General features: G+C 62.4%; 18 protein-coding genes. 6 read left to right on the forward strand and 12 right to left on the reverse strand.

The window, feature by feature from the left end; genetic code table 11:
- Positions 1 to 5 precede the first annotated feature (5 nt).
- The 6 genes from modC to E8F20_RS01840 all read right to left on the reverse strand — a co-directional run bounded on the left by modC (position 6) and on the right by E8F20_RS01840 (position 5,785).
- Entirely contained in the window at positions 6 to 1,091 is a 1,086-nt protein-coding gene (modC, locus tag E8F20_RS01815) for a molybdenum ABC transporter ATP-binding protein (protein WP_280282176.1), read from the reverse strand.
- 3 nt (positions 1,092 to 1,094) lie between these two features.
- Positions 1,095 to 1,781 (reverse strand): molybdate ABC transporter permease subunit, encoded by a 687-nt coding sequence (gene modB, locus E8F20_RS01820; protein ID WP_280282177.1) that lies wholly within the window; start codon positions 1,779 to 1,781, stop codon positions 1,095 to 1,097.
- Positions 1,782 to 1,856: 75 nt separating this feature from the next.
- Positions 1,857 to 2,897: a sensor domain-containing diguanylate cyclase gene (locus tag E8F20_RS01825; RefSeq protein WP_280282178.1), complete on the reverse strand. Its 1,041-nt coding sequence runs from the start codon at positions 2,895 to 2,897 to the stop codon at positions 1,857 to 1,859.
- A 57-nt stretch (positions 2,898 to 2,954) separates the two neighbouring features.
- Positions 2,955 to 3,347 (reverse strand): lactoylglutathione lyase, encoded by a 393-nt coding sequence (gene gloA / locus E8F20_RS01830; protein ID WP_028626303.1) that lies wholly within the window; start codon positions 3,345 to 3,347, stop codon positions 2,955 to 2,957.
- A gap of 92 nt (positions 3,348 to 3,439) precedes the next feature.
- Entirely contained in the window at positions 3,440 to 4,657 is a 1,218-nt protein-coding gene (locus tag E8F20_RS01835) for an argininosuccinate synthase (RefSeq protein ID WP_028626302.1), read from the reverse strand.
- A gap of 129 nt (positions 4,658 to 4,786) precedes the next feature.
- Positions 4,787 to 5,785, reverse strand: a complete 999-nt coding sequence (locus tag E8F20_RS01840; RefSeq protein WP_280282179.1) for an OmpA family protein — start codon at positions 5,783 to 5,785, stop codon at positions 4,787 to 4,789.
- Between the two features lie 167 nt (positions 5,786 to 5,952).
- Between E8F20_RS01840 and pyrC the strand changes: the two genes are divergently transcribed.
- Together pyrC and rnt are read left to right on the forward strand one after the other, a co-directional pair.
- Entirely contained in the window at positions 5,953 to 6,999 is a 1,047-nt protein-coding gene (gene pyrC, locus E8F20_RS01845; RefSeq protein ID WP_137822612.1) for a dihydroorotase, read from the forward strand.
- Positions 6,996 to 7,670, forward strand: coding sequence for a ribonuclease T (gene rnt / locus E8F20_RS01850; RefSeq protein ID WP_028626299.1), 675 nt, complete (start codon positions 6,996 to 6,998; stop codon positions 7,668 to 7,670). The genes pyrC and rnt overlap by 4 nt, the downstream gene beginning before the upstream one ends.
- A gap of 70 nt (positions 7,671 to 7,740) precedes the next feature.
- Here the strand turns inward: rnt and E8F20_RS01855 are convergent, their stop codons facing one another.
- Positions 7,741 to 8,343: a peroxiredoxin C gene (locus E8F20_RS01855; protein ID WP_280282180.1), complete on the reverse strand. Its 603-nt coding sequence runs from the start codon at positions 8,341 to 8,343 to the stop codon at positions 7,741 to 7,743.
- A 282-nt stretch (positions 8,344 to 8,625) separates the two neighbouring features.
- Between E8F20_RS01855 and E8F20_RS01860 the strand changes: the two genes are divergently transcribed.
- On the forward strand, positions 8,626 to 8,844 hold the full coding sequence (locus tag E8F20_RS01860) for a bacterioferritin-associated ferredoxin (RefSeq protein ID WP_028626297.1): 219 nt from the start codon (positions 8,626 to 8,628) through the stop codon (positions 8,842 to 8,844).
- Between the two features lie 204 nt (positions 8,845 to 9,048).
- Positions 9,049 to 9,519, forward strand: a complete 471-nt coding sequence (gene bfr / locus E8F20_RS01865; protein WP_280282181.1) for a bacterioferritin — start codon at positions 9,049 to 9,051, stop codon at positions 9,517 to 9,519.
- Positions 9,520 to 9,694: 175 nt separating this feature from the next.
- Here bfr and grxD read toward each other — a convergent pair whose 3' ends face one another.
- From grxD to E8F20_RS01885, 4 genes are all read right to left on the reverse strand, one after another.
- On the reverse strand, positions 9,695 to 10,021 hold the full coding sequence (gene grxD, locus E8F20_RS01870; RefSeq protein WP_280282182.1) for a Grx4 family monothiol glutaredoxin: 327 nt from the start codon (positions 10,019 to 10,021) through the stop codon (positions 9,695 to 9,697).
- 93 nt (positions 10,022 to 10,114) lie between these two features.
- On the reverse strand, positions 10,115 to 12,223 hold the full coding sequence (locus E8F20_RS01875) for a molybdopterin oxidoreductase family protein (RefSeq protein ID WP_280282183.1): 2,109 nt from the start codon (positions 12,221 to 12,223) through the stop codon (positions 10,115 to 10,117).
- Positions 12,224 to 12,358: 135 nt separating this feature from the next.
- Positions 12,359 to 12,796 carry a hypothetical protein gene (locus E8F20_RS01880; RefSeq protein WP_280282184.1) on the reverse strand — a complete coding sequence of 146 codons (438 nt, stop codon included), beginning with the start codon at positions 12,794 to 12,796 and terminating at the stop codon, positions 12,359 to 12,361.
- A gap of 196 nt (positions 12,797 to 12,992) precedes the next feature.
- Positions 12,993 to 14,516: a sensor domain-containing diguanylate cyclase gene (locus E8F20_RS01885; protein WP_280282185.1), complete on the reverse strand. Its 1,524-nt coding sequence runs from the start codon at positions 14,514 to 14,516 to the stop codon at positions 12,993 to 12,995.
- Between the two features lie 371 nt (positions 14,517 to 14,887).
- Here E8F20_RS01885 and argF point away from each other — a divergent pair, with 371 nt between their 5' ends.
- A complete protein-coding gene (gene argF, locus E8F20_RS01890) occupies positions 14,888 to 15,805 on the forward strand; it encodes an ornithine carbamoyltransferase (protein WP_280282186.1) in 918 nt (305 codons plus the stop codon).
- A complete protein-coding gene (locus E8F20_RS01895) occupies positions 15,802 to 16,911 on the forward strand; it encodes an ABC transporter ATP-binding protein (protein ID WP_280282187.1) in 1,110 nt (369 codons plus the stop codon). The genes argF and E8F20_RS01895 overlap by 4 nt, the downstream gene beginning before the upstream one ends.
- A 98-nt stretch (positions 16,912 to 17,009) precedes the next feature.
- Here E8F20_RS01895 and E8F20_RS01900 read toward each other — a convergent pair whose 3' ends face one another.
- Entirely contained in the window at positions 17,010 to 17,792 is a 783-nt protein-coding gene (locus tag E8F20_RS01900) for a PhzF family phenazine biosynthesis protein (RefSeq protein WP_280282188.1), read from the reverse strand.
- Between the last annotated feature and the right edge of the window lie 268 nt (positions 17,793 to 18,060).

Raw genomic sequence — 18,060 nt, forward strand, 5'->3', positions numbered from 1 at the left:
CAACCTCAGGCCAGCAGCGCCACCGACTTGATCTGTGCCCAGAGCGGCTGGCCCGGGTAGAGACCGAGCTGATCACGGGAAAAGCGTGTTATGCGCGCCAGAATTGGCGTGCCGTCCACCTCGAGACGGACGAGTACATGGGCCGGGTTGGCGGCCGAGGACTCCTCCAGCACCCGCGCCGGCAGCAGGTTGAGGATGCTGCTGTCGCGCTGCTTTTCCAGGCTCAGGCTGACATCCCTCGCCAGCACCCGGAAGCGCAGGGAGCGGCCCTCGGCGACTGGCGAGTGGGCCACCCGCACACTGAGTGAGCTGCCGGGCAGCCCCAGGGTCAGCAACTGGTACCGGGCATCGAAACCTTGCACCCGCCCTTCGATCACGACACCCGCTTCATCTTCCCGGGCGATGGGCAGGTCCAGGCGCGCCAGCGTCTGGTCCAACGGACCGCTGGCCAGCACCTGGCCGTTGTCGAGCAGTACCAGGTGGTCGGCAAGGCGCGCGACTTCTTCCGGCGAGTGGCTGACGTAAATCACCGGAATATCCAGTTCGTCGTGCAGGCGCTCCAGATAGGGCAGGATCTCGGCCTTGCGCTTGAGGTCCAGCGCCGCCAGGGGCTCGTCCATCAGCAGCAGGCTCGGGCTGGTCAGCAGGGCGCGGGCGATGCCGACGCGCTGCCGTTCACCGCCTGACAGACCGCCCGGCATGCGTTCCAGCAAATGGCCGATTCCCAGTAACTCCACAGCCTGTTCCAGCTCGACACGACGCTGCCCCGGAGGAATGCGCCGCAGTCCGAACGCCAGGTTGTGCTTCACCGAGAGGTGCTCGAACAGGCTGGCTTCCTGGAACACATAGCCCAGGGGACGCTTGTGGGTGGGCAGGAAACGGCCACGGGCGCTGTCTTGCCAGACCTCGCCATTGACTTCCAGGAACCCCTCGGCGGCCTGCTCGAGGCCAGCGATGCAGCGCAGCAGGCTGGTCTTGCCCGAGCCGGAATGGCCGAACAGGGCACTGACGCCCCGGCCGGGTAGTTCGAGGTCGGCCTCCAGGGCAAAACCCGGGTGGCGCAGGCGGAAACGTGCACGAATCTGTTGCATGGCTCAGGTCCAGCCGGGTTTGAGGCGCCGGCTGGTGTTGAGCGCCAGCAGGATGAGGAAGGAGAACAGCAGCATGCCGCCGGCCAGCCAGTGGGCCTGGGCATACTCCATGGCTTCGACATGGTCGAAGATCTGCACCGAGACCACGCGGGTCTTCTCGGGAATATTGCCGCCGATCATCAGCACCACGCCGAACTCCCCAATCGTGTGGGCAAAACCGAGGATGGAGGCGGTGACGAAGCCGGGGCGCGCCAAGGGCAGTACCACCGAGAAAAATGTGTCCCAGGGGCTGGCGCGCAGGGTCGCAGCCACTTCCAGCGGACGTTGGCCAATGGCGGTGAAGGCGTTCTGCAGGGGCTGCACCACAAAAGGCATGGAGTAGATCACCGACCCGACCACCAGGCCGGCGAAGGTAAAGGGCAAGGTGCCGAGCCCAAGGCTCTGGGTGAACTGCCCGATGAACCCATGGGGGCCCATGCTGACGAGCAGGTAGAAACCGATGACGGTGGGCGGCAGCACCAGTGGCAGGGCGACCACGGCAGCCACGGCCCCCTTCAAGCGTGAGCGGGTGCGCGCCAGCCACCAGGCGATGGGCGTGCCCAGTAACAGCAGGAGCACCGTGGTGAGGGTTGCCAGTTCCAGGGTCAGCCAGATGGCGGCCAGGTCGGTACGGTCAAGGGGGAAGTTCATGGGTTGGCCGGATGATCGGTTTCCGCTATGTGGCGAACTATATAGCGAAGCGCTGCGTCCAGCCAGAATCGGGGGTCAGCCCAGTTCCGGCCCGCTGCGATGCAGGGCATTGTCCGCTTCGAGCAGCAGTTGATCGAGGTCCTGACCGCGACTGGACTCGGCATGGCCAATGCGCAGCGTCAGGCTTTGCTCTGCAGCACGGTTGAAGGCACCCAAACCGGCACGCAGGCGTTGCAGCACGGCATCCGGGTCACTGTAGCCAGTGGTCAGTACGAGGAACTCACCACCGCCAAGGCGCGCCAGAAGGTCATTTCGACGGAATTGCGCCCGCAGCATCCGCGCGGCCACCAGCGGCAGGCTCTCGCCCGGTCCGCTGTCGTTGCTGTCCACTTGCAGATGGAGTAACAGGCAAGGCATGTCGCGCCGGCGTGCAGCATCCAGCTCCTCGGGGGCGTGGCGCAGGAAGCCGAGGCGGTTATGCAGGCCGGTGAGTTCGTCGGTCATGGAAAAGCGCTGGATGTCCTGCTCGACACGCTCGCGCTCGCAGGCTTCGTCATAGAGCAGGCGGTTGGCCGCCACCAATTCCTGGGTACGGGCAACGACCCGCTGCTCCAGCTCGTTGTAGAGCTGGACGTTTTCCATGGCCACCGAGGTGGAGTCCGCCAGGGCTTGCAGCAGCCCGACCTCCCTCGCATTCGCGAGGCGCGGAGTAGCCCAGTAGGTGCCGATAGCCCCCACCGGGGCCATGCTGCGGATGGGTACCATGACCAGGCTTTTGACGAATGTCGGGCGGTATGCGTCGTGGGGGATGCGCGAGTCCTGGTAGATGTCCTCGATCACCGCAGGTTCGCGATTGAGCATGGCCCAGCCGCTGATGCAGGTCTCCATGGGGAAGCGCAGGCCTTTCCACAATGGCGAGATGGCGTCCTCGTCCTTGTAGTAGCAGCGATCGCCATCGCGCAGGACGAAGGTAGCGCCATCGGCACCGACCAACTCCCGCGCCGCGCTGCGCACGATCTCGGCGATACGGTCGAGATCACGGGCCAGGGAAAGCTCCTGGATGGCCCGAACCAGGCATTCGAGATTACGTTCGTAGCTGATTGCGGAACCATCCATAGAACCACGCCTCCTGACCGGGGCGATTGCGCCCCGGTTTCATATCAGCACAGAGCTTCAGTCGTTGCGAGAGGGAGACAGCAATTCGATCTTGTAACCGTCGGGATCTTCCACGAACGCCAGGATGCTGGTGCCGTGTTTCATCGGCCCCGGCTCACGGGTGACCTTGCCGCCACGGGCGCGGATGTCCTCGCAGGCCTTGTAGACGTCATCCACTTCCAGGGCGATGTGACCGTACGCGGTACCCAGCTCGTACTTGTCCACACCCCAGTTGTAGGTCAGCTCGATCACGCTGTTGTGGGCTTCGTCACCGTAGCCGACGAACGCGAGGGTGAACTGGCCGTCCGGGTAGTCCTTGCGACGCAGCAGGGTCATGCCCAGCACTTCGGTGTAGAAGGCGATGGATTTGTCCAGGTCGCCGACTCGCAGCATGGTATGCAGCAGTCTCATCGTTGCTTCCTCATCGGTTGCCCGTTTTCTCGGGCTATAAATGCGAACCCCGGCTCATGGCCGGGGTTCGTAGGCTCATGCTGACAAGCTTATCAGAACAGCTTGCGGCCCTTGCCTGCAGCGATGCGCATGCGCAGGGCGTTGAGCTTGATGAAGCCAGCAGCGTCGGCCTGGTTGTAGGCGCCGGCATCGTCCTCAAAGGTGGCGATGTTGGCGTCGAACAGGGAGTCGTCGGACTTGCGACCGACCACGATGACGTTGCCCTTGTACAGCTTCAGGCGTACCACACCGTTCACGTTGGCCTGGGAGGCGTCGATCATCTGCTGCAGCATCAGACGCTCCGGGCTCCACCAGTAACCGGTGTAGATCAGGCTGGCGTACTTCGGCATCAGCTCGTCTTTCAGGTGGGCCACTTCGCGGTCCAGGGTGATGGACTCGATGGCGCGGTGAGCCTTGAGCATGATGGTGCCGCCGGGAGTCTCGTAGCAGCCGCGGGACTTCATGCCGACGTAGCGGTTCTCGACGATGTCGAGGCGACCGATACCGTTGATGCCACCGACACGGTTCAGTTCGGTGAGCACCTGGGCCGGGGTCATGTCCTTGCCGTCAATGGCGACGATGTCGCCGTTACGGTAGGTCAGCTCGATATAGGTCGGGGAATCCGGCGCGCTTTCCGGGGAAGTGGTCCACTTCCACATGTCTTCTTCATGCTCGGTCCAGGTGTCTTCCAGCACGCCGCCTTCATAAGAGATGTGCAGCAGGTTGGCATCCATGGAGTACGGGGACTTCTTCTTGCCGTGGCGCTCGATCGGGATACCGTGTTTCTCGGCGTAGTCCATCAGCTTCTCGCGGGACAGCAGGTCCCACTCGCGCCAGGGAGCGATCACTTTCACGCCCGGTTTCAGCGCATAGGCGCCAAGCTCGAAACGCACCTGGTCGTTACCCTTGCCGGTCGCGCCGTGGGAGATGGCATCGGCGCCGGTCTCGTTGGCGATTTCGATCAGGCGCTTGGCGATCAGCGGACGGGCGATGGAGGTACCCAGCAGGTACTCGCCTTCGTAGACAGTGTTGGCGCGGAACATCGGGTAGACGAAGTCGCGGACGAACTCTTCGCGCAGGTCATCGATGTAGATTTCCTTGACGCCCATTGCCTGGGCCTTGGCGCGGGCCGGCTCGACCTCTTCGCCCTGGCCGAGGTCAGCGGTGAAGGTCACCACTTCGCAGTTATAGGTATCTTGCAGCCACTTGAGGATCACCGAGGTGTCCAGGCCACCGGAATAAGCCAGGACAACCTTCTTCACGTCCGCCATGCCATCAACTCCACGGGGGTTGTACGAAAAACCCGTGATTCTACTGACCCTGGCGGCCAAATTACAGTGGCGCGACAGCTTATGACGACGAGGCGACAGATTCTGTCGGCCGCGCGACGAGTGGTCGGGTCAGGAACCGGCCGGCGACTGGGATTTGGGGACAGCGCCCTGGACGCCAGGCTTGGTGGGAGCTTGGACCGGGGCAGCGGCGGGAGCAGGTGTCTCTGCCGGAGTGGAGGTCGAAGCCGGAGCGGTCGCTGGGGCCTCCGCAGGCAACTCGACGCGGGAAAGCTGTACGGTGGCGCGGCGGTTTTTCGCGCGATTGGCCGAGCTGTTGTTTGGCGCCAGCGGATAACGCTCACCATGGAAACGCATGACCATTTGCGCCTCCGGGAAGCCATTGGCCTTAAAGTAGTCGAACACGGTCAACGCACGGCGACGCGACAGATCGCGGTTGGTCAGGCGGTTACCGCTATTGTCGGAGTGACCGTCGATTTCGATGTGATTGACGCTGGGGTCGGCCTTGATGAAGTCGAGCATGATTTCCAGCTTGGCCCTGGCCATGTCGTCCAGCTCGACGCCACCGCCGGGGAAACCGAGCTGCAGATGCCTGATCTGGTCGAAGTTCACCGGCAGAAGCTTGGCGGTGCAGGCCAGGTAATCCTGATAGGCCTGATTGAACTTCACCGGCAGCAGGCGTACCTCCATGGCATCGCCGCCTTGCAGGGTGCGGTGGCGCACCAGCGGGCTGCGGCCTTCCAAAAGGCCTGTGAGCAGGCGTCCAGCCTGTTGCTGGGAACTGTTGAAGGGTACTTCACCGCCCCCGACGCTGACGACGCCGAGGTTGATGTCCCCCCTCCCCGGCTGCCAGGGCGCCGCAGCCGCCAGCAAGGTGGCGGAGCCGGCCCCCATCCAGCGCTCGCGCGCCTTCAGGCGGAAGGTGGCCTGCTCGCCGGCTCGGCGCACGAACTCGCCCGCACCGAAGTCCGTGATGGGCTGCGAGAGGCGGCATTCGAACTTGTCGCCCTCGACCTTCCACTCGACTTTCTCCAGACGCGTCTGGAAGGTGATGGCCATGGCAGGCAGGCTGGCGAACAAGCTCAGGAAGACGAGATAGCGCTGGCGCACGGCAGGCTCCACGGGGAATTACGGCGTTCCTGCTGGATATCGGTGCCGCTCGGCAAAACTTGAGCGCAAATTTGGTTGCCCGCTTGCCGCAGGCTCAAGCCCTGCGTGCCCCTGGAGGGCTTTTCCGGTAGCATGACGGCCCAGTTCTGCCCGCCTGGAAGCCCCTCATGTCCGACCGTTTGACCCTCCTGCGTCCCGACGACTGGCACATCCATCTACGTGATGGCGCCGTCCTGGCCCATACCGTTGCCGATGCCGCCCGTACTTTCGGCCGCGCCATCATCATGCCCAACCTGGTGCCCCCGGTGCGCAATGCCGAGGAAGCCGATGCCTATCGCCAGCGCATCCTGTCGGCACGTCCGGCCGGCAGCCGCTTCGAGCCGCTGATGGTGCTCTACCTCACCGATCGCACCAGCCCGGAGGACATCCGCGCGGCCAAGGCTTCCGGTTTCGTCCACGCCGCCAAGCTCTACCCGGCCGGCGCCACCACCAACTCGGACTCCGGCGTCACCAGCGTCGACAAGATCTTCCCGGCCCTGGAAGCCATGGCCGAAGTCGGCATGCTGCTGCTGGTCCACGGTGAAGTGACCCGCGGCGAGATCGACGTATTCGACCGCGAGAAGGTGTTCATCGACGAGCACCTGACCCGCGTGGTCGAGCGTTTCCCGACCCTGAAGGTGGTGTTCGAGCACATCACCACCGGTGACGCGGTGCAATTCGTAGAGTCGGCCTCGGCCAACGTCGGCGCCACCATCACCGCCCACCACCTGCTGTACAACCGCAACCACATGTTGGTAGGCGGTATCCGTCCGCACTTCTATTGCCTGCCGATCCTCAAGCGCAACGTGCATCAGGAAGCCCTGCTGGATGCCGCCACCAGTGGCAGCACCAAGTTCTTCCTGGGTACCGACTCGGCCCCGCACGCCAAGCATGCCAAGGAAGCTGCCTGCGGCTGCGCCGGCTGCTACACCGCGTATGCGGCCATCGAGCTGTACGCCGAAGCCTTCGAGCAACGCAACGCCCTGGACAAGCTGGAAGCCTTCGCCAGCTTCCACGGCCCGGACTTCTACGGCCTGCCGCGTAACACCGACCGCATCACCCTCGTACGCGAGGAATGGACCGCACCCGCCACCCTGCCGCTGGGCGAACAGGTAGTGGTGCCGCTGCGTGCCGGCGAGAAACTGCGCTGGCGCCTGCTGGAGGAACAAGCGTGAGCGAAGACCTGTACGACGACGAACTGGACGGCAGCCTGCCGTCAGGCCCCCGCCACCCCATGGCGGCGCGCTTCCGCGGCTACCTGCCCGTTGTGGTGGACGTGGAAACCGGCGGTTTCAATGCCGCCACCGACGCCTTGCTGGAAATCGCCGCGACCACCATCGCCATGGATGAGCAGGGCTTCCTCTACCCGGATCACACCCACTTCTTCCGCGTCGAGCCATTCGAAGGCGCCAACATCGAACAGGCCGCGCTGGAGTTCACCGGAATCAAGCTGGATCACCCGCTGCGCATGGCGGTGAGCGAGGAGCACGCGCTGACGGAAATCTTCCGTGGCCTGCGCAAGTCGATCAAAGCCAACGGTTGCAAACGCGCCATCCTGGTCGGCCACAACTCCAGCTTCGACCTCGGCTTCCTCAACGCCGCGGTGAACCGGACCGCGCTCAAGCGCAACCCCTTCCACCCCTTCTCCAGCTTCGACACCGCCACGCTGGCCGGCCTCGCCTATGGCCAGACCGTCCTGGCCAAGGCCTGCCAGGCAGCCGGCATCGAGTTCGACGGGCGCGAGGCTCATTCGGCGCGCTACGACACCGAGAAGACTGCCGAATTGTTCTGCGGCATCGTCAACCGCTGGAAGGAAATGGGCGGTTGGATCGACGACGACGATTGAGTCGTTGGCGAAACGCCAGACATGAAAAAGCCCCGAACTTTCGGGGCTTTTTCTTTCAGCCTGGAAACGCTTACAGGGAAGAAGCGTTCTCGGCCAGGTACTGGGCAACGCCTTCCGGAGAAGCGGTCATGCCCTTGTCGCCTTTCTTCCAGTTAGCCGGGCAGACTTCACCGTGCTCTTCGGTGAATTGCAGGGCGTCGACCAGACGCAGCAGCTCGTCCATGTTACGACCCAGCGGCAGGTCGTTGACGATCTGGGAACGGACAACGCCATTCTTGTCGATCAGGAACGCGCCACGGTAAGCCACGCCGTCTTCGGACTCAACGTCGTACGCCTTGGCGATGTCGTGCTTCATGTCGGCAGCCAGGGTGTACTTGACCGGGCCGATGCCGCCCTTGTCTACCGGGGTGTTACGCCAGGCGTTGTGGGTGAAGTGGGAGTCGATCGATACGCCGATCACTTCCACACCGCGAGCCTGGAACTCGGGAATGCGGTGGTCCAGGGCGATCAGCTCGGACGGGCAAACGAAGGTGAAGTCCAGCGGGTAGAAGAACACCAGACCGTATTTGCCTTTGATGGCCGAGGACAGGTTGAAGCTGTCAACGATTTCGCCATTGCCCAGAACGGCGGCAACGGTGAAGTCCGGAGCCTGCTTGCCTACGAGTACGCTCATTCCATGTCTCCTGAGTTGTCATGAGTAATCAACGGGGCCGGGCGTCACAGCCTGGCCGACCAATGTGGCGACGCCGTGACACCCGCTCCAAAAAGGACTGGCAATCATACACTCGGCAAGGGTCTCCGCCCACCGCTTTCGACTAGTGGGTCAAGTCCGACGAATCCCCGTTCGGGAGGCCAGGAAAGCCTCTAGTCCGGGTCTTTCAGCCAAAGTTTTGACAATCATTCTCATTAACATTAGTATCCCCCCATCGAACCACTATCCGAGCCTTGAGTCGCCATGTACGTCTGTCTCTGTCTAGGTGTCACTGACGGTCAAATTCGCGAAGCCATCTACGAAGGCTGCTGCAGCTATCGCGAAGTACGCAACACCCTGGAAGTGGGTACCCAATGTGGCAAGTGTGCCTGCCTCGCCAAGCAGGTGGTCAAAGAAACCCTCGCCGAGGTGCAGAGCAGCCAGGCCGCCCTCGCCTACCCTGCCGCATACGCCATCGGCTGACCGTTTGGCGGAAACGAAAAGAACCGGACCTCAGTGTCCGGTTTTTTTGTGCCTGTTTTTCAAACATTTAGACTTCAAATGTAGAAGTTAAACATTCTTATTCATATTCAAATTCACTTGAAATTCAACTACTTATATTTGACATACAACAATACGAAGATCAAAATTTGCTGATCTTCAACTATTCCGATGGCAGGACTCCACATGAAAGGCGACAAGAAGGTCATACAGCATCTCAACAAGATCCTCGGCAACGAGCTTGTTGCGATCAACCAGTATTTTCTGCACGCCCGCATGTACGAAGACTGGGGCCTGAAGAAATTGGGCGACCACGAGTACCACGAGTCCATCGACGAGATGAAGCACGCGGACAAACTGATCAAGCGCATCCTCTTCCTCGAAGGCCTCCCCAACCTGCAAGACCTTGGCAAGCTGATGATCGGCGAGAACACCAAGGAAATGCTGGCCAGTGACCTGAAGCTGGAGCAACAAGCCATACCGGACCTGAAGTCAGCCATTGCCTACTGCGAAAGCGTGGGCGATTACGGCAGCCGCGAACTGCTGGAAGAAATCCTCGAGTCCGAAGAAGAACACATCGACTGGCTGGAGACTCAACTGGGCCTGATCGAGAAAGTCGGCCTGGAAAACTACCTGCAATCGCAGATGGACGAGTAATCCGGCACCAGACAAAGAGCCCCGCAGATGCGGGGCTTTTTCATTCATGACGTCTACGAATCAAAACATTCCAAACAAGATTTTTTCAATTAGAAAATAGAAAACCGATATATACGAAGAACCATTAGAAATAAAAAGCCCCGCATTTGCGGGGCTCTTTTTTATTCAAGAGTGATCAGGCGCTGGCCTTGCTCACAGCTTCCTTGACCAGGGTCTGCAACTCACCCTTCTCGAACATCTCGGTCATGATGTCGCTGCCACCAACCAGTTCACCGCCTACCCACAGTTGCGGGAAGGTCGGCCAGTTGGCGTACTTCGGCAGATTGGCGCGGATTTCTGGGTTCTGCAGGATGTCGACGTAGGCGAACTTCTCGCCGCAAGCCATCAGGACTTGCGCGGCACGGGCCGAGAAGCCGCATTGCGGAGCGTTCGGCGAGCCTTTCATGTACAGCAGGACAGTGTTGTTGGCGATCTGCTCTTTGATGGTTTCGATGATATCCATTGGGCACCTCGGCTGAACTTTCCGACTGTCGAGTCGGCAGGATGGCGGCATTGTAACGGAAAGCCGAGCGGCGCGCTCGGGCTTCCCTTGTCCTCAGGCGGCTACCACTTCCACAGGAACGCCATTGAGTGCCGCATTGCCGGAAAGCGCGTCCAACTGGCGTTCGTCGGTCAGGTCGTTGGCACTGGCACCCGGCTGTTCGCTGGCGATGCCCATGCGCACACCGGGCCGCGCGTGACCCCAGCCATGGGGCAGGCTGACCACGCCGGGCATCATATCCAGGCTGGCGCCCACCTCTACCTCGATCACGCCCACTCGCGAGCGCACTTTTACCCGCTGCCCATCCACCAGCCCGCGGACCTCCAGATCGCGCGGATGCATCAGTAACTGGTGGCGCGGCTTGCCCTTTACCAGACGGTGATAGTTGTGCATCCAGGAATTGTTGCTGCGCACATGGCGGCGACCGATCAGCACCAGCTCACCTTCACCGGGCGCAGGCTGCGACGAGAAGCGCTCGAGGTCGCCGAGAAGGATCGCCGGCGCGGCCTCCACCTTGCCGCTGGCGGTCTTCAGGCGACCGGCCAGATTGGGTTTCAGCGGTCCAAGGTCGATGCCATGCGGACGGTCACGCAGGCGAGCCACGGAAAGCTTGTGCTCGGTCCGGTCGCCATAGGGGCCCGCACGCAGGCCGAGATCTATCATCTGCTCCGGTGCCAGAGTCGGCTTCAGTTCGATGCCGGTACGCGCGGCGAATGCCTTGGCCAGGCCGACGAATATCTCCCAATCGTGCAGCGCCCCCACCGGTCTGGCCAGCACCGCCTCGTTGAAACGGGTGACATTGCGCACGGCGAAAAGGTTGAAAGTGGTGTCGTAGTGCTCGTGCTCCAGCGGTGCGGTGGGTGGCAGGATCAGGTCGGCGTAACGGGTGGTCTCGTTGATGTAGAAGTCGATGCTGAGCATGAACTCCAGACCGTCCAGGGCTTGTTCCAGTTGTCGGCCGTTAGGTGTGGACAGCACCGGGTTGCCGGCGACCGTCACCAATGCTCTTACCTGCCCCTCACCGGGGACGAGCATCTCCTCGGCAAGCGCCGCCACTGGTAGCTCACCGCCGTACTCGGGTAAACCGGATACGCGGCTCTGCCAACGATTGAAGTGGCCACCGGAGGTCGCAGCCACCAGGTCGACTGCCGGTTCGGTGCAAAGCACGCCTCCAACCCGATCCACATTACCGGTAACCAGGTTGATGAGCTGGATCAACCATTGACAGAGGCTACCGAAGGCCTGGGTGGACACACCCATCCGGCCATAGCAAACCGCGCTTTCCGCTGCGGCGAAGTCTCGCGCCAGTTGGCGAATCTGCTCTGCCGGAATACCGCAGCGCTGGCTCATGGTTTCCGGGGTGAAGTGTGCGATGGCGTCCCGTACCTGCTCCAGCCCGTCAACCTGCAAATGGGTTGCACGGCCCAGCCCTTCTTCGAACAAGGTATTGAGCAGGCCGAACAGCAACGCCGCATCCTGCCCCGGCCGCACGAACAGATGCTGGTCGGCCATGGCTGCAGTTTCGCTGCGACGCGGGTCCACCACCACCAGCTTGCCGCCTCGTCCCTGCAGTGCCTTCAGGCGCTTCTCGACGTCCGGTACGGTCATGATGCTGCCGTTGGAGGCTAGCGGATTGCCGCCGAGGATCAGCATGAACTGGGTGTGATCGATATCAGGGATCGGAATCAACAGGCCATGGCCGTACATCTGCTGGCTGATCAGGTGATGGGGCAACTGGTCCACCGAGGTGGCGGAGAAACGCCCTCGGGTCTTGAGCAGGCCGAGAAAGTAGTTGCTATGGGTCATCAGCCCATAGTTGTGCACGCTCGGATTACCCTGATACACGGCCACCGCATTGTTACCGTGGCGCGCCTGTATGTCGGCCAGGCGCTCGGCGACCAGGGCGAAGGCCTCGTCCCATTCAATGGGCAGCCATTCGTTTCCGGCACGGCGCATGGGCTGACGGATGCGATCTGGATCGTTCTGGATGTCCTGCAGGGCCACGGCCTTGGGGCAGATATGGCCACGACTGAAGCTATCCTGGGCGTCACCCTTGATAGAAAGGATGCGACGCGTGCCGTCATCCTGATCTTCGGTCTCAATGGTCAGGCCGCAGATGGCCTCGCAGAGATGGCACGCACGGTGGTGGAGGGTCTTGGTCATGGCCTGGCCTCTATTCTTGTTCGAGACGACCGGTCGGGTCGCAAGAACAAGACTATGGAGCCAGATTCGCTGCTCGACCAGCAGCGTCAGCGCCATGAATCGGCAGGCATCATGCCTGCCGATTCGCCACCCCGGTTAGCGGATGGACTTGATGGTGCCTTTGTTGCCGGTGACCTTGGCGGTCACCTTCTTGAACACGACATAGTCCTGCACGGTGAGTTCGTACCGCGGCGCGACGATCAGGTCGGCGCCGGACTCCTTGACCGCTTTGTAGGCGGCTGCGGACTTGACGGCGGAGATGGGGTCCGGACCGAAGGGCAGTCCGCCACCGGCATCGCCACCGTAGGCTACGCCGTCAGCGAATTGAGAGTCCCCGCCGAACTGCAGGACGTTGAACAGGATGTTCACCTGGGACTGTCCACTGATCTGCTCGCCCACAGCGACATCAGCCTTCAGGTCGGTCTTCACTTTGCCATTCAGCGGTGAAGTCGGCTGGCTGACGTTGTAGCTGCTGCAGCCAGTCAGGACAGCAAGGGCAGCAGCCAGGGCGGCGGGAACGAGGAACTTCTTCATTGGGATCTCCATGGATCATTGAATGTCTGAGCGGCTCCGCTGATGTTCCTTGCGCGGATGCCGTCCCCGGGCATCACCCGATTCCGGGGACCCGCAAACCTACCAACCGGCACCGCGAAGCATCAGTTCATGCTTTCCGAAAAGACATTCAGATAGTTTCCCGTCGTACCGCTCCTGAGCACCCAGGGATCCGGCTTCAGGGTGTCGGCTCAGCCAGGCAAACCTGGTTCCGCCCCGAACTCTTGGCCCGATAGAGCGCAGCGTCGACGCACTCCAGCAACTGCTCCGGCCGGTCATCCGGCCCCGGCACCTGGCTGTGCGCCCCCACGCTCACCGTCACGACACCGAAGGGATTTCCCGAATGAATCAGGCCCTGCTCGTAGACTGCCTGCCGAATCCGTTCCGCCACCAATCGCGCACCGGCAAGATCGGTGTGCGGCAGCAGCACGGCGAACTCCTCACCTCCGTAGCGCGCCACGGTATCGCCGGCGCGCACCTTGAAACGCCGCAACACGTCGCTCACCGCCTTCAGGCAGACATCTCCGGCCTGATGGCCATAGCGATCGTTGAAGGCCTTGAAGTAGTCGACATCGATCATCACCAACGCCAGGGGCGTGTTCACCGTGGCGGCGCGATGAAACTCGACTTGCAGGGCCTGATCGAACTGACGTCGATTGGAAATGCCGGTCAGGCTGTCGCGGGTGGCCAGCCGGAAAAGTTCGCGGTTCTCCCTCGCGATGCTCTGGGCAGCGGCCATGCGTTTGCGCATTCGCGTCACCAGCCCACCGCCCACCACCATGAGCGCCAGAACCAGCACGGCCACGAGGCTGCCCACGACAGCTGCCTTGCGTTCCCATTCGGCCAGCACTTCGTTCCGCGACATGGACACCGCCACCACCAGCGGGAAGTGGTCCAACGCACGGTAGGCATAGACCCTGTCCACCCCGTCGAGCACGGAAATGCTCGCTCCAAGCCCCACGGGCGAGCGTTTCAGGTCGGACTGGAACATGAAGCTACCAGCCATACTTTCTCCCGTGCCCCCCACACTTTCCGGCCGTCGGTAGATGATGGTGCCGTCGTTCATGGTGATCAGGATCGTCCCTTGCTCACCAACGTCGAAGTGCTTGTAGAACTCACGGAAGTGATCGACGCGGATACTTGCCAGCACCACACCAGCAAATCGGCCTTCCCGGTCATTGAGGCGGCGTGAAATCGGCAATATCCATTCGCCGGTGGAGCGGCTGCGAATCGGGTTGCTCACTTGAGTGTCGCGGCTCACCGAATGGCGGTGAAGTTGGAAATAGGCGCGATCCGAGTTGTTCGCATGAGTTGTCGGTGGCGGGTTGGTGTAGTAGCGCCACCGCCCCTCGGCGTCATAGATGAAAATTCCGGCCAGTTGCTGGGCGCGCTGCTTGTAGGTCACCAGCAGTTGGTTGATGGCTTCGGGGCTGTTTTCGCCGCGCTCCAGCAGATCCACCAGGCCGCTCAGGACGATATCGGCTTCCTTGATGGATTCCTGGGCATGCTGGGCGATGGAATAGGCCAGGTTGGCGTTGGCCTTGTCCGCCTCCTGCAGGTAGATCTGCTTGGAGTCCAGCACTTGCGCCAGGTTCACCAGAATAGCCCCCAGCCCTGCCAGCAGCAGCAGGGCATAGGCCAGCCACAGGGAGCGCTGCGCTCCCGGGTAGCACTGAACAGGTTCCGGAGCGGACCCAGCCATCCACATACTCCTCGCTGCCCGTGCCTGGGCACACCTTAGACAAGCATCAGTGCCGAAACAATCTGGATTGATGGGTGATTGCCGCCGCCCACGATGACGTTGTACAACGTACGAGCTGGCGCGAACGCCGCGCTAGAGCACCCCGCTCGACTGCGCAGGGAAGCGCCGGCGAATGCCGATCCGTCAGGCGCATAACCACGAACGACGCGGCTTCCAGCACATATTGGAAAACCGCGACATTTCCTTATAAGATCGCGCCTTCCCCCTAAATCGTCGCCCCGTGCGGCTTCAACCGCCCGTCCCGCCTGCATTGTTCCCGCATTACCCGGCCAGGACACGCGGCCAGTGGCAAAAGAAGAAAGGTAGTAACCATGAGCGCTAGGCATTTTCTCTCCCTGATGGACTGTACTCCCCAGGAGCTGAACAGCCTGATCCGTCGAGGCACAGAGCTGAAGGATCTGCGCAACCGAGGCGTGCGTTACGAGCCCCTGAAAAGCCGCGTACTGGGCATGATCTTCGAAAAGGCATCCACCCGTACCCGCCTCTCCTTCGAGGCCGGCATGATCCAGCTCGGCGGCCAGGCCATCTTCCTGTCGCCGCGCGACACCCAGCTCGGCCGTGGAGAGCCCATCAGCGACTGCGCCATCGTCATGTCGCGCATGCTCGACGCCGTGATGATCCGGACCTTTGCCCACAGCAAGCTGACCGAGTTCGCCGCCCATTCGCGTGTGCCGGTGATCAACGGTCTGTCTGATGACCTGCATCCCTGCCAGCTGCTGGCCGATATGCAAACCTTCCTCGAGCATCGCGGCAACATCCAGGGCAAGACCGTGGCCTGGATCGGCGACGGCAACAACATGTGCAATACCTATATAGAAGCGGCCATCCAGTTCGACTTCCAGTTGCGTGTCGCCTGCCCTGAAGGCTTCGAGCCCAAGGCCGAGTTCCTCGCCACAGCCGGCGACCGCGTCAAGGTCGTGCGCGACCCGCGTGAAGCCGTCGCCGGCGCCCACCTGGTCAGCACCGACGTCTGGACGTCCATGGGCCAGGAGGAGGAAACCGCCAGGCGCTTGGCGCTGTTCGCCCCCTACCAGGTGAACAAGGCACTCCTCGACCTGGCCGCGGAAGACGTGATATTCATGCACTGCCTGCCCGCCCACCGTGGTGAGGAGATCAGCGTCGATCTGCTCGATGATGCGCGCTCGGTAGCCTGGGACCAGGCGGAAAACCGTCTCCACGCCCAAAAGGCCCTGCTCGAGCTCCTGGTCGAACACGCCCATCACGCATGAATCGCGAAATGCTCCTCAGCCTGCGCAACCTTACCTGCGGTTATCACGACCAGCAGGTCGTAAGGGGCCTCAACCTGCATCTCAATGCCGGTGACATTGGCTGTCTGCTGGGCCCCTCCGGCTGTGGCAAGACCACCACCCTGCGTGCCATCGCCGGTTTCGAACCGGTGCTGGAAGGCGAAATCCAGCTGGCTGACGAGGTCATCTCCCGCGCCGGCTATACCCTGGCACCGGAGAAGCGACGGATCGGCATGGTCTTCCAGGACTACGCCCTGTTCCCGCACCTGACCGTAGCCGACAACGTCGCCTTCGGCATCCGCAAGGAGCCCGACTGCGAGGCCAAGGTCGCCGAGCTGCTGGAGCTGGTGAAGCTCGGCCATCTGTCCAGGCGTTATCCCCATGAACTCTCCGGCGGCCAGCAACAGCGCGTTTCCCTGGCCCGTGCCCTGGCGCCGGAGCCACGCCTGCTGCTGCTCGACGAACCCTTCTCCAACCTCGATGGTGAACTGCGCAGACGCCTCAGCCAGGAGGTTCGCGAGATTCTCAAGGCGCGCGGTACCAGCGCCATCCTGGTGACCCACGACCAGGAAGAGGCCTTTGCCGTCAGTGACCATGTCGGCGTATTCCGGAACGGCCTGCTGGAGCAGTGGGACACGCCCTATAACCTGTACCACGAGCCGCTGACGCCCTTCGTCGCCAGCTTCGTCGGCCAGGGTTATTTCATTCGCGGTCAGCTGATTTCCGCCGACGCAGTGAATACGGAACTGGGCACCATCCGCGGCAACCGCGCCTATACCTGGCCGCAGGGGTCGGCAGTGGATGTCCTGCTGCGCCCAGACGACATCGTCCACGCACCGGACAGCGACTTGCGCGCCACGGTGATCGGCAAGACCTTCCTCGGTGCCGCCACCCTCTATCGCCTGCAACTGGCCACCGGCAGCCAGCTGGAGTCGATCTTCCCCAGCCATGCAGACCACCAGCCCGGACAGGATGTCGGCATCCGTATCGCCGCCGATCATCTGGTGGTATTCCCAGCACAGGGGAGCGTCGCTGCCCATTTCACCCCTCAGGAATCCGGAGTCCGCCGCATCAGCGGTGCACTCTGAAACCCGTAGGGGCGGTTTCAATCGCCAAGGGCGGCGCAGCTGCCCCTGGCAGTGTTCCCGAGGCAGACCTTCGGCCTGCTTGGTGAATGAATTGGCCGCTACACCCACAGCCGCCCGCTGGCCACCAGCACTGAATGCCCGGCAATGCTCACCCGGTCGCCATCCAGGCGGCACCAGAGATCGCCGCTGCGGGTGGAGCACTGTTCGGCTCGCAGCACGCGCTTGCCAAGGCGATTCGCCCAGTAAGGAATCAGTGCGCAGTGGGCGGCCCCGGTCACCGGGTCCTCCTCAATGCCGATCACCGGAGCGAAGAAGCGCGAGACGAAGTCGTGCTTCATACCCGGTGCGGTGATGATCACGCCGGACCAGGGCAACTTGGCCAACGCTTTGAAATCCGGCGCGCACTCGCGCACCGCCTGTTCCGATTCCAACACTGCCAGCAGGAAGTTGGCTCCCAAGGCATCCACCGGCGCCACACCCAAGGCGTGCTCCAGGTCCAGGGTCACGCCCACCTCCTGCGGTACCTGGGCCGGGAAGTCCAACGCCAGTCGGCCTTCCTCTTCGCGCGTTACCCGCAGCTCGCCGGACTTGCTCATGAACTCCAGGCGATGCCCTGGTTCCTGGTAGAGCTCGAACAGCACATGGGCGGCGGCCAGGGTGGCGTGACCGCAAAGCGGCACCTCAGCCCTGGGGGTGAACCAGCGGATGTGCCAGGCATTGCCTTCCTTCACCAGGAAGGCGGTTTCCGACAGGTTGTGCTCGGCGGCAATGCGTTGCATGAGCTGCTCGTCGAGCCAGGCATCCAGGCGATAGACCACGGCCGGATTGCCGCCGAAAGGGCGCTGGGTGAAGGCATCGACCTGATGGAAATCCAGCTGCATGACACGCTCCTTGGAGTGGGGACGGGAAGATTCAGCTTGCCAGCCAGCAACGCCCCACGCACCGTACAGTGGCCAGGTTCTATCACGGATACAGTCAGCTCAGTCTAGCGGAGGCAGGCCATAGCGCTGCAGCAACTCGGTCATCCGCCCGGACGCGCGCAAACGCTTGAGCCCGGCCTCGAACATCGCCGCATGACGCGGGCTGGCCTCCAGGGCCGGGCTGGCAATTGATCGGACACCAGATATCCCCGGCGATCACCAGGGTCTC

Origin of the sequence: Pseudomonas sp. BN415 (assembly GCF_029871195.1) — a bacterium.
Taxonomy (GTDB): domain Bacteria; phylum Pseudomonadota; class Gammaproteobacteria; order Pseudomonadales; family Pseudomonadaceae; genus Metapseudomonas; species Metapseudomonas resinovorans.